This window comes from Candidatus Bathyarchaeota archaeon, assembly GCA_018396705.1.
In the GTDB taxonomy this organism is placed as follows: Archaea; Thermoproteota; Bathyarchaeia; order Bathyarchaeales; family Bathycorpusculaceae; genus DRVP01.
The window spans coordinates 314,433-326,005 of record JAGTQZ010000002.1 but is presented as its reverse complement, the minus strand read 5'-3'; the positions used below and the strand labels follow the sequence as shown (position 1 = coordinate 326,005).

The 11,573-nt window shown below is 40.8% G+C and carries 9 protein-coding genes; 8 read left to right on the top strand and 1 reads right to left on the bottom strand.

All coding sequences use genetic code 11. The annotated features are described in order from the left end of the window. A partial coding sequence (locus KEJ24_02540) for a chloride channel protein (protein ID MBS7646703.1) occupies window positions 1–817 on the top strand: 817 nt, incomplete at its 5' end. Here KEJ24_02540 and KEJ24_02535 read toward each other — a convergent pair. Then, complete coding sequence (locus KEJ24_02535; protein ID MBS7646702.1) at window positions 814–2,181, bottom strand: hypothetical protein; 1,368 nt, start codon at window positions 2,179–2,181, stop codon at window positions 814–816. The genes KEJ24_02540 and KEJ24_02535 overlap by 4 nt on opposite strands. Window positions 2,182–2,399: 218 nt before the next feature. On the opposite strand from KEJ24_02535, the gene KEJ24_02530 reads away from it, so the two are divergent. From KEJ24_02530 to KEJ24_02500, 7 genes are all read left to right on the top strand, one after another. Beyond that, window positions 2,400–4,436: an NADH-quinone oxidoreductase subunit L gene (locus KEJ24_02530; protein MBS7646701.1), complete on the top strand. Its 2,037-nt coding sequence runs from the start codon at window positions 2,400–2,402 to the stop codon at window positions 4,434–4,436. An 11-nt stretch (window positions 4,437–4,447) separates the two neighbouring features. Beyond that, window positions 4,448–5,926: an NADH-quinone oxidoreductase subunit M gene (locus KEJ24_02525; GenBank protein ID MBS7646700.1), complete on the top strand. Its 1,479-nt coding sequence runs from the start codon at window positions 4,448–4,450 to the stop codon at window positions 5,924–5,926. A gap of 12 nt (window positions 5,927–5,938) precedes the next feature. Beyond that, entirely contained in the window at window positions 5,939–7,435 is a 1,497-nt protein-coding gene (locus KEJ24_02520; protein MBS7646699.1) for an NADH-quinone oxidoreductase subunit N, read from the top strand. A 56-nt stretch (window positions 7,436–7,491) separates the two neighbouring features. After that, the gene (locus KEJ24_02515; protein ID MBS7646698.1) at window positions 7,492–9,021 is read left to right on the top strand and encodes a CBS domain-containing protein; all 1,530 of its coding nucleotides are present in this window, start codon (window positions 7,492–7,494) and stop codon (window positions 9,019–9,021) included. A gap of 532 nt (window positions 9,022–9,553) precedes the next feature. Beyond that, complete coding sequence (locus KEJ24_02510) at window positions 9,554–9,865, top strand: hypothetical protein (GenBank protein ID MBS7646697.1); 312 nt, start codon at window positions 9,554–9,556, stop codon at window positions 9,863–9,865. Between the two features lie 26 nt (window positions 9,866–9,891). Beyond that, entirely contained in the window at window positions 9,892–10,134 is a 243-nt protein-coding gene (locus KEJ24_02505; GenBank protein MBS7646696.1) for a hypothetical protein, read from the top strand. A gap of 136 nt (window positions 10,135–10,270) precedes the next feature. Continuing rightward, complete coding sequence (locus tag KEJ24_02500) at window positions 10,271–11,380, top strand: hypothetical protein (GenBank protein ID MBS7646695.1); 1,110 nt, start codon at window positions 10,271–10,273, stop codon at window positions 11,378–11,380. The last annotated feature ends 193 nt before the right edge of the window (window positions 11,381–11,573 follow it).

The following is an 11,573-nucleotide window of genomic DNA, read 5'->3' as shown; positions in this document are numbered from 1 at the left end:
GTGTGGAGCAGCAGCGGGATCGTCAGCGATCTTTAAGGCTCCATTGACGGGGATATTATTTGCCCTTGAAATACCTTACAAGAGAGATGTTGAAACCGAGGTTTTTATACCAGCGTCTATTGCTTCTGTTACCGCCTATTTTACGTCCGCCATAACCCTTGGAACAGAAACCATTTTTCCAACTCCAACATTTATTATACCAACTCTTTCCACCCTTATGCATGCAATTTTTCTAGGAATCCTAGCGGCGTTAGTTGCGTTGGCATTCATGGAAGCCCTTGAAAGAACAAACATCATAAGCAAACGGCTTGCCAGCAGACTTCCAATGTTGCTTATGACAATATTTGCTGGATTAATTCTCGATGTCATAGGCTTGCTTTACCCTGAAGCGCTTGGGCTAGGTTACGATTTCATTCACAAAATCACAATAGCCGAATTAGGAGAATTAGCTTTGACAAATTTGACCGCACTTTTAATTTTAAAAATTGTAGCCACAAGCATAACACTGAATTTCGGTGGAAACGGGGGACTATTCATTCCATCGCTTTATGTTGGCGGCGCACTTGGGCTCATTTACGCACAAACTTTGAACCTTGAGACGCCTGTTTTATATGTCATATTATCAATGGCTGCAGTGCTGGCTGCGACGAGCAAAAGCCTTTTGACAAGTATAACTCTGGTTGCTGAAACTATGGGTCCAAGCTTTATAATCCCCACCGTTGTTTCCGCTGCTGTCAGCTATTTTCTTACGGGAAGCAGATCATTCTATAGAAGTCAACTTGTGAATAAATTGCAAGCAAGGCATGTGCAATGCTAAAGTTGAATGTTCAAGTTTAAATTTAAGAAAGCAATTTCAAACCATAAAACCAAGGATGCTACAGTAACCTCAATAATTGACACGACTGAACCGACTTTCAAATAATCCCTAAGCCTTATTTTAACGCCTTTTCGGCGCATTGTTTCAAGCCACATTAAAATTGCTAAAGACCCGAGAGGGAAAAAGTGTGGACCCAAGTTGTTTCCAATAATGTTTGAGAAAACCATGCTTGTGAGGCTCTGCGAGTTTAGGCTAACGCTGTTTGCTGCATGCTTTATCGATAAAAGGCCAAGGATGGTCATCGGCCAGTTGTTCATGGCGCTTGCGCCGATTGTAACGACCATGCTTGGTGCAAGCACAGATAGAAACAGCGGCAATGAAAGAGTTTTTGTGAAGAGGTATGCAAAGAATTCCACAGCGCCAGTATGCCTTAATCCTTGAACAACTAGGAATATGCCCATCATGAAGAGCAGAATGTCCCAGTTGATCTCCTTTGCTAGGCTTTTTACGCCTTTGCGCTCTTCTTTCAACATTGAAGGCTTGTTTAAAGTTATTATGTAAATTCCTAGAAGAAACAATGCACCAGAGCATATGACAATTGAAACTGGGAGCCTGTTCAAAGAGGCTAAAACATAGCCGACGTCAATTGTAATCAAGGTTACTATGCTTATCCTTAAAAGCGTGGGAGTTATCAACTGTCCTTCAACGTTTAAGGCTTCCGCAAGCTCCATCGAATAGGATTTTGGAACATTTTTTCTAAAGAAGGCGTAAACCAGAAGGAGACTGCTTATTATGGTGGCTATGGCTACTGGTCCCATAAAGATCAGGTGGTCAATGAAGCTGTATTTGAAAAAGTCTGCGCTTACAATGTTTATTGGATTGCTTGTAATCAGTGGCATTGCAGCGGTGTCAGCAATCAGCCCGGCAGAGAAAAGGTAGGCTAGTCTTCCTTTAGCATCTATCTTCAATTGACTGATGATTTCAAGAACTATTGGCGTTAGTATAAGCACGGCGCTGTCGTTTGCAAAAAGTATGCTTACACAAGCAGTAAGCAAGGAAATGTAAAAGTAAAGTTTTAAGCCGCTTCCACCAGCCAACTTAACCACTTTTATGGCTGCCCACTTGAAAAATCCCATGGCGTCTAACGTCACTGATAAAGCTACAATTCCAATGAAGGCTAAAGCAGCATCCCAAATGTCAACAAACGCCACAGCCGCATCGTTTAACGTTACTGTGCCGAGCAGAAGTGAAGCTGCTGCGCCTATACCGGCAGCCAAACCCAGACTTATACCGTGGGGACGTTTAATCATCAAGAAAAGCGTTATTATGAAAATTGCCAATGCAGTCACTGAATGGTAGTCCATGGTTATCAGCGATGCAGACTTTATAGTTCATAATAAAACTGTTTCGTTAATAATTATGCAATTTCATGGGTAAAACTGCTTAATCGCCGCTTTACGCCAGACAAAATTTAAATTGCTGACTTTATATCTCAAAAGGTTAATCTAAAATGGGTTAAGAAGGCGTAAAACACGAGAGGCGCACAAAAGAAACTGAACATTATCTTTAAAGAAATGAGGCGGTGAATTTGTTTCCATATGCGCCTTGGCTCGTTTGGGCATTTCCAATTGTTTCCGGTCTACTGGTCCCATTAATTGCACGTTTCAACAAGAAGGCTAGAGATTACTTCGCCGTAACCGTGTGTTTAATCACTGTAGCATTCGCTTTTTCCATGGTTCCAGACCTTTACTATAACGCTTTTGGAGATTCCAGTTTAACAACATCTTGGATTTCATCATTAAGTATCAGTGCAGGCGTATACGTTGATCCGTTAAGCGTTTTGCTTGCATGTCTGGTTACGTTCTTCGGTCTTGTGATAACAGTTTATTCTTTGGGTTACATGGCTGGCGAGGAAGGCTTAACACGATATTACTTTTTCATGCTTCTCTTTATAGGCTCGATGACAGGTTTGGTTATGTCGGACAATTTCCTTCAAATGTTCATATTCTGGGAGATGGTTGGACTCTGTTCCTATTCGCTTATTTCCTTCTGGTATAAACGCCCCGAGACAGTTCGTTCAGCCACCAAAGTTTTCCTCATGACTCGTGTAGGCGACGCTTGCCTCTTAGCGGGAATATGCATCCTCTACGTAAACTTGGGCTCATTCTCCTTCTCTTACATTATAAATAACATAGGAAATGTGCCAATGCCATATCTAACAGCAGCAGCCTTTCTAATGCTCGCCGGAGCTGTCGCAAAGTCGGCTCAGCTTCCGCTTCACACATGGCTTTACAGCGCCATGGAAGCACCTACATCCGTAAGTGCGCTTCTGCACTCTGCGACAATGGTTAAAGCAGGAGTTTACTTGATTGCCAGATTAATGCTCTTGTTTGGCGCTTTAACGGCTTTAATTCCCATGTGGTTGCCATCAATCCTCTGGATTGGCACAATAACAGCGTTTATCGGCGCTACTCTGGCTTTATCCACAACAGACATTAAAGGTGTAGCTGCTTATTCCACAATAAGTCAGATAGGTTTCATGTTTGCAGCTTTAGGCACAGCATCCTCCGCTTCATCGGCTGGCTGGTTTGCAAGCTTACTTCACCTAGTAAGTCATGCGTTCTTCCAAGGTCTCGACTTTCTTTTGATAGGCGGAATCATCCATGCAACAAAAACACGCGATATGCGATTGATTGGAGGATTAAGAAAGGCAATGCCTATAACATTTGCATTCGGCATTATTGTATTGTTAGCTCGCGCTGGAATACCTCCATTCATAAGCTTTTTCAGCAAAGAACTAATCTTCCAAAGCGTTCTATCGTCAGGAAACTTGCATGCCGCGCTCATACTTTATTTTTCCACAGCAATTACGTTTGCCTACACGCTACGGGTTGTCACACTTGTATATTTGAGGGAGAAATCAGAGTATTTGAGTCAGATTCACGTGCATGAAGCGCCAAAAATAATGCTTTTCTCATCTGGAGTTCTCGCAGTTTTCTGCGTTATATTTGTCTTGTTTGGAAATGAAATTTCACAATTCATGCATGCTAATGTGGAAATAGGCTTAGGTGAAGTGTTTAACCCGTCAACTTTGATTTTTCTCTTCACACTTCTGATGGGAGGATTTCCGGTGTACCTTACATACTATAGGAAACTCTCGTTGCCAGAACAAATAAGGCCGTTGCGAGGTTCCATAAACAAAGTTTTGGAGAACGGTTACTTCTTTGACGCTCTATATGAAAAGGTAATTCCTCGTGGGGTCTGGCTGCTTTCATCAAGTCTTAAGCGTGCGGAATCATCCTTTTTTGGACGGTTACCCCAATTTATCGCCAATGGTATTATACGATTTTTCAGAATTTTTTATGAGCATGTTGAAAAATCCTTCTTTAATCGTCTGCCTTATCTTTTTGCAAATGGAGTTATGAATGTGGCTCATGGAACCCGGAAGTATTTAGACATTCTTGCCGACGAACTTTTATATATTGCAACTAACAAGACTCTGGCTTCAGCATCTAAAATAAGAAGAGTGCGGTCTGGCTCCTTAGAACATTATGTGGCAGCAGCCCTAATCGGCTTTTTAATAATCCTTATACTCATGATAGTTACAATGCTAAGATAAGAGGCGAAAAAATGCAAAACACACTTTTATTAACAATAATTTTGCCCGCATTGGCTGTTCCATTCGTTTATTTTTTAGGCAAAAAATCTCCTAAAAGTGCAGCCTTCCTAATAGCCTTACTATGCCTAATCAACATCGCAATTTTCTCTACAACTGTACCGACAATCCTAAACGGCGCAAACCACAAGTATATCGAATCTTACTACTGGATTCCGGTTCTCCACGCTTCACTCACACTTTTTGTTGATGGAATAAGCCTCTCAATGGCAATCATAACTCTAATACTCATTTTGACAGCGGCGCTCTTCTCAATAAATTACATGCAAGAGAAGAAGGGACTAGCTGAATACTACACTCTCTTGACAATGCTCTCAATAGGACTCGTCGGCGTCTTCATAACATCAAACCTCATGCTATTTTACTTCTGCTGGGAACTAATGCTTCTACCATCATACTTCATAATAGGCGGATGGGGCTACAGAGAACCATACAAAGCAGCCTTCAAATTCTTCATATTCACCCACGCGGGTGCAGTCTTCGTCTTATTGGGCATAGGCGCAATATTCATGGTCACAGGCGACTTGGACATGTTCCAGGCGCAAACTGCGCTAATGACAGCTAATCCAGAACTCGCCAAATGGATATTGCTATCTTTAACAGTTGGTTTCGCAGTTAAGATGGCTGCAGTTCCAGTTCACATGTGGTTGCCCGACGCACATTCCGAGGCACCTGCACCCATGTCTGCATTATTAAGCGGCGTAATAATCAGCGCTGGTGCTTACGCAATACTACGTGTATCTCTAGGGACAGTTTTTCCAGCAGTTATGGCAACAGGTTTTGGAAACATGTTCCTACATGGATTAACTACTTTTGGAATAATATCAGCCTTTTTCGGCTCCTTAATCGCCTTGGTGGAAACTGACATAAAACGGATAATCGCCTATTCTAGCATAGCCCACATGGGCTATGTTCTCTTTGGGCTTTCACTCTTTCCATTCCAAGAACCCGTCACAGGTACAGTCTTACACCTTGTGAATCATGCTGTAAGTAAAGGCTTATTCTTTTTGTCGGCGGGCGCTGTTATGAAACAGCTTGAGGTTCGCGATATACGTGAAATGGGCGGGCTTGCGGGAAAAATGCCAATTACAGCTACGGTTTCTACAATAGCAGCGTTAAGTATTGCGGGAATACCACCATTTGCATGTTTCATGAGCGAATTTTTGATATTTGTTGGAGCATTTCAAACAATCAAAATTGACAACTTTTATCTCATTCCAACAGCACTGATGCTTGTAGCCACAGTTTTGTCTCTAGCCTACGCTTTAAGATTTTTAAGCCACGTCTTCCTTGGCGAAACAAAACACGAAAAAATTTCCGATGCTCCCCCCTATATGAAGTTAGCCATGATTATTCTAGCCGTGCTCACAGTTATCCTTGGAGTATGGCCCACGTTCTTCATACAACTAATCTCAAGCGTAAGCTTTGTCTAGTGAGGAACGCAGATGATAGAGCTTTTGGATGCATCTTTACCAATAATCGCCTTCGTTTTGTTTTCTCTTTTAACGATTCCGGTTGTTAAAATTACTCGTAAAAAAGGAAGCGCGAAAAATGTTTTGATTCTTTGTTGGTTCTTAACAATTTTCGTTATTGCCGGTCTGACTGTGGCGAACCTTGCACTGAAATATTATGCTGAACCATCCCCTCAGCCTTTTATAAACCTGTCACTAATTGAAGGTTCTTCAACTATTTTCTCCAGCATGTTTTTGGTGGATGCGGTGTCAGTTTACATGGCGATAATTTTCACGGGCGTAGGCGCAGTTGTTACCGTATACAGCCTCTTTTCCATAGGTTCTGATGAGGGGCTTTCAGAACGCTATTACGCTGTTATGTTGATGATTATTGGCTGCGTTATAGGAACAGCCCTTGCTGGCGATTTATTAACGCTCTTCATTTTTTGGGAAGCAACAGCCGCCGGCTCAAGCTTCTTAATGCTATACCAAAAAACAACAAAGTCACTGCATGCCACGCTAAAGTATCTGACCATGATAATAATAGCTTCAGCTTTCATAATTTATGGACTTTCAGTGATTTACGCCCTTACAGGTTCGCTTAATTTTTGGGAGGTAAAACATGCATTGGCTTCTCTTGCGGATAAGCACTTAATCGAGATAGCATTTATTTTTATTGCAGCAGGCTACTCGATAGAAGCAGCTGTTGTGCCATTCCACATGTGGCTTCCAGACGCTTACACGGCAGCCCCAGCCCCTTCCTCAGCGTTTCTATCGGCGCTTGTTGATCAAGCAAGCTACTATGTACTGCTTAGGGTGCTAATTTACATTTTAACGCCTCCAACAGTTCTGCCATGGACGTTTATGTTTGCAGTTCTCTCAGCATTAACTATGATTGTGGGCAACTTGCTTGCACTGACGGAAAAAAACGTTAAACGTTTAATAGCGTATATTTGCATTGCAGACGTAGGCTACAATCTTGTGGCAATAACAAGCGTGACATCACTCGGCATAATAGGGAACCTCTACTTTTTCCTTGCTGGTGGAATAACAACAGCCCTTGCATTTATGATCGTTGGAATCTTCAACAGCATGGGATTTAAAAACTTAGAGGATTTTTCTGGAGTAGGTAAAAGAATGCCGCTTACGAGTTTAGCCCTAATTTTAGCTGCTTTCTCATTCGCCGGAGTCCCGGTGTTTGCTGGTTTTATAGCAAAATACTTAGTGTTCACATCTGCCATAGGGGCAAACATGAGTTGGCTAGCCGTCATAGGTGTCTTGACCAGCGTAATCCAAGCTGCTTACTTGTTAAGGCTAATTAATTACATGTATGCTAAAAAACCAAAAGAGGAAAGCAAGGTCAAAGAACCAAAAAAGCTGCTTATACCAATTTTCATTCTTGCCGTTTCAATAGTTGTTTTAGGCATTTACCCAAATATAGTTTTAAATCTTATAGAGCCGGTCATAAAGCAATTACAGTTTATGCCCTAAAATTTAGATTCGTATTTAAGCAAAGATTTCCTAATACAATTATGAAGGGTTAGGCCGTGCAGCCAAAGAACCATAAACTCATAGCGTTTAACGATTTGGAACGCATGATAATACAGCAGGGTTTTTGCACAGTATGCGGCGCATGCGAAGCTGCATGCCCTATCCATGCAATAAAAGTGGAACACGAAAAACCCCAGAGACTTTACGATTGCTCTGAACATATAGATACATGCCCAATTTGCTACGACATTTGCCCCCATACTGACGCACTTATCTATGAAGCATTAAGGTTTGTTGCTGACGCACCGAAAAGAAGAGAAAACTTGGGTTACTACAGAGAAATTCTGCTTGCGCAGGCCGCTAATCCAAGCATAAGAGCTGCAACAAAAAGTGGAGGAGTCGTAAACGCGCTTCTTAATTTTGCCATCAGTGAAAAGATAATTGATGGCGCCATAACTTCAAAAGCATCACCTGCAACATCCTTAAAGGCTAAGCCTTCCATAAGTCTTGCGCCGGACGATATGCTCTCCGCTGTCGGCTCTAAAATTGTGCCTTCAGCCGTTGCACAAGCTTATGGACGTGCGGTTTTTGAACATGGCAAAACACATATAGCCTTCGTGGGCATACCATGCCACGTTCTCGGACTTCGAAAACTTGAAGCATGGCAACATAAAATTATAGATGGTTTAGAGATAATTATAGGGCTTTTTTGTCTATGGGGTTTTTCATTAAGCACAGTGCTGGAATTTCTCTTAGATGAGTACCATATTGCTGTTAATGAAATTCAAAGTGTCGATTTGTCTGCAGATGCATACATTGTAAACATGGAAAATCGTCAAATTCGAGTCCCCATCTCCAAAGTTAAATCTCATATCCTAAACCGTTGCAAAACATGTGTAGACTTCACCTCAGAATACGCTGATTTAAGCATTGGCGGGGCAAGCCCATTAAAAGAATGGTCAATTGTAATTATCAGAACTAGAAAAGGTGAAGAGTTCTTTAACAAAGCTTTAACCAGCGGCATCATAATAACTAAGAATGTAGAAGAGGAACCACAAGCATTAGCTCACCTAATTCAATTGGCAGCACACAAAAGAAAAAGCGCGTTGCAAGAAATGAAAACTATGAGAGAAAGAGGAGTATACGTTCCAGCAACCGCGGAACTCTTTGTTAGACCCAGACCAAGCGAATTCAGCCTCTTAGAAAGGGTTAACGTGGAACAAATTATGACAAAAAACGTGGTAACGTTGCCTCCAACCCTAACTATCAGCCAGTTTTTCAAAAAAATAGCTGAACATCACCATATAGGTTTTCCGGTAATAAACGAATCAGGCAAAATCATAGGAATAGTCACACTGCAAGATGCAATGAAAATTCCAGAAGAAAAGCGAAACAACGTTTCTATAGGTGAAATCTACACAAAGAAACTGATAACAATTTACCCCAACAACTCTGTAGCCGAAGCCCTCGAAAAAATGGATAAACATAACGTTGGCAGACTTCTAGTGTTTGACAAAAATGACAAATTAGTAGGAATATTAACGAGAAGTGACATAATGCACTTAATAAGGAAAACCTTATATTAAGGCATTTCTAACTGGCTTATAAAAGGAATGCCAAATGAATATAGCCTTACTCGCCTACACTTGCACATCAACTTTCATCTATATAGCTTTGCTGATCTGGTGGCTTTATAGGTATAACCGCACTAGTCGCGATATTAATATGGTTCGGGAAGAAATAGAACAGACATTGAAGACTATTAAATTAGCAACAGTCAACAAGAAGACATAAACTGTAAGAATAATACCAGCTAAACATAATTTAAAAACCAGCTGGCCATGACATTTTACTAAGCAGGAAGGTATCCTTTAGTTCTCTTACATTTCTAATGTTTGGCGGGCTCTTAAGATTCCATATACTTTTAATTCTCTTAAAAGTTTCTTTTTATGCCAATTTCTCTAATATTTCTTTCTCTAATATTTCTGTTAACAGCGATTAATGGAACGACCGTGATGTTTTGTTGACGTTCTAATGTGTAGATTTTTATGTCTTCTTGTCTGAAGATATTATCTGGGGATTTACACGTCTCGCGAATTGGAAAGGAAGCTTAGACATTTGATTGAGGTTTTGTCTTCAGCTATTCTCTGTTTGTTTCAGTATGTGCCTGTGGCTGGACCTTGGTTTGGTCTTATGGTCTTTCCGTTGGCCTTTTACGTGTTTGGGTTCTTTTGGAGCCTTCCAGAATTTAGAGAACAGCAATTTTATCTTTTTCTCTTGGAGCCGAGGCTCATGTTTGGAAGGGTTGTTGCTTTGGTTGGCTTCATAATATTCTTAACAGCTTTGGTTCAGATGCTTAAGGCGAGGCGGAAAGAGCTTTTAACAGGCGGACTTTACTCGGTTGTAAGGCATCCCAATACTTCGGAATAATTGTTATGACCTTAGGGTTAACCATAATGTCCATACAATGGTCAGGGTCGAAGCCTAATGTTGTTTTAGTGTGGTTCATCGGGGTTTTAGGCTACGTTTTACTGGCAGGCTATGAGGAGCGATACCTCTCAAGAAGGTTTGAAAAAGAATACCAACAATACAAGCAAAAGGTCCCATTTATTTTCCCAATAAGCATAAGCAGAATACCTGAACCAGTCCTCACATTAACAATAGCGCTAATAATAACCTTCATGTTGACACTCATATAACGTAAGCTTGAAAATCCACCCCATAATCTATTCCATTAACGATGATTAATAGAAAACCTAGTTACACCGCTTAACGGAAAAATCTATAAATTTATTTCTTGGAATACGTAACATCTTAATCTTTTAGGGAGGTTGGATGATTTTTATATCTAAGAATGGTGAGAAGTTTGTTAAGTGTGAGAGTGTTGAATTTAAGGATGAGGAAGAATTTCGTGTAATGCTTTTAAGACTTATTGAAGAGGATCGGAATTTACTTTTACCCGTGTCTCTTGAAGGAAAGCGTCCATCTATTCTTTTGCTAACAAAAGAATTCGGTGTTTCCTCCGGTTCCATTGATTTGTTGGGGATAGATAGCGAAGGTTTCATCTACATCATAGAAACAAAACTCTATAGGAGCTCTGAGAGGAGGAGGGCGTTAGCTCAGGCAATTGATTATGCTTCAGCTTTGTGGTCTGAATATTCAAGAGACCCGAACATCTTTATCGAGAAGCTTAAAGAGCGCCAGGACTTTAACTTGAGCGAAGAAGTCATAGAAAACGTTAAGGAGAATATTCGAAATGGTGGTTTAAGACTCGTTGTCGCCATGGATTACATTGATGAAACAATAAAAAACGTTATTAACTTTCTGAACGAAATGTGCGAGTTCGATGTTTATGCCCTTAGCTTGGAGAGATACAAGTCATGTGACAACCTCCATGTTCTCATACCGAAACTTTATCCGGAGTCTCCTCCAATTGTAGCTACAATTGGTCCGAAGAAGAAGATGTGGGATTGGGAAGCCTTCTCAGAAGATGCCAAGAAAAAAGGATTCAGCGAAGCTCAACTTGACGCTTTAAAGCGTATTTACGATTTCTCTACCGAAATCACTAAAGGTAGGGACGGAGTAAGATGGGGGGCTGGCAAGACATATGGCACCTTTAGAGTATTCATGGAAGATCTTTTCGACGGCAAAGACATTTACATAGTCGGTTCAAACGGCTACTTACAGATAAACTTCGCAAATTTATATCCAATTTCATTCGAAACTTCAGAAAACACCCATAAAAGAATTGAGCTTGTAAACAAGTTTGCAGAACAGCTCTACAATGTAGGCATTCTAAGCGAATTAATCACAAATGAAAACTATAAAGAAGCAGGAAAGTCATTCCCGAACATTAAACCTGAAAAATGGATGGATAAAATAGAAGATTTCAAAAAGGTAGTAATGGAACTTATCAGTAATATGGAAACATCGCCGCCAACCTGACTAACTCCGCTCTTTATTATCAAACGTAACATTCTTTAAGACAGCGTCTAGGTGACAATCCCCACAGATGGTTGAACTATACATAGAACTCATCTCAACAGTCCTAATGAGATCAATTTTAGCTGCTTCAGCATACATTCTTTCCTTTCTTGCAGCTTCATGGTATGCTTTTAAAAAAGCACAAATGGAGTAA

Excerpts from the sequence above, each read along its gene's own strand:
- KEJ24_02535 (MBS7646702.1), bottom strand. The coding sequence starts at position 2,181 with ATGGACTACCATTCAGTGACTGCATTGGCAATTTTCATAATAACGCTT.
- KEJ24_02525 (MBS7646700.1), top strand. The coding sequence starts at position 4,448 with ATGCAAAACACACTTTTATTAACAATAATTTTGCCCGCATTGGCTGTT.
- KEJ24_02520 (MBS7646699.1), top strand. The coding sequence starts at position 5,939 with ATGATAGAGCTTTTGGATGCATCTTTACCAATAATCGCCTTCGTTTTG.
- KEJ24_02505 (MBS7646696.1), top strand. The coding sequence starts at position 9,892 with ATGTCCATACAATGGTCAGGGTCGAAGCCTAATGTTGTTTTAGTGTGG.
- KEJ24_02500 (MBS7646695.1), top strand. The coding sequence starts at position 10,271 with ATGATTTTTATATCTAAGAATGGTGAGAAGTTTGTTAAGTGTGAGAGT.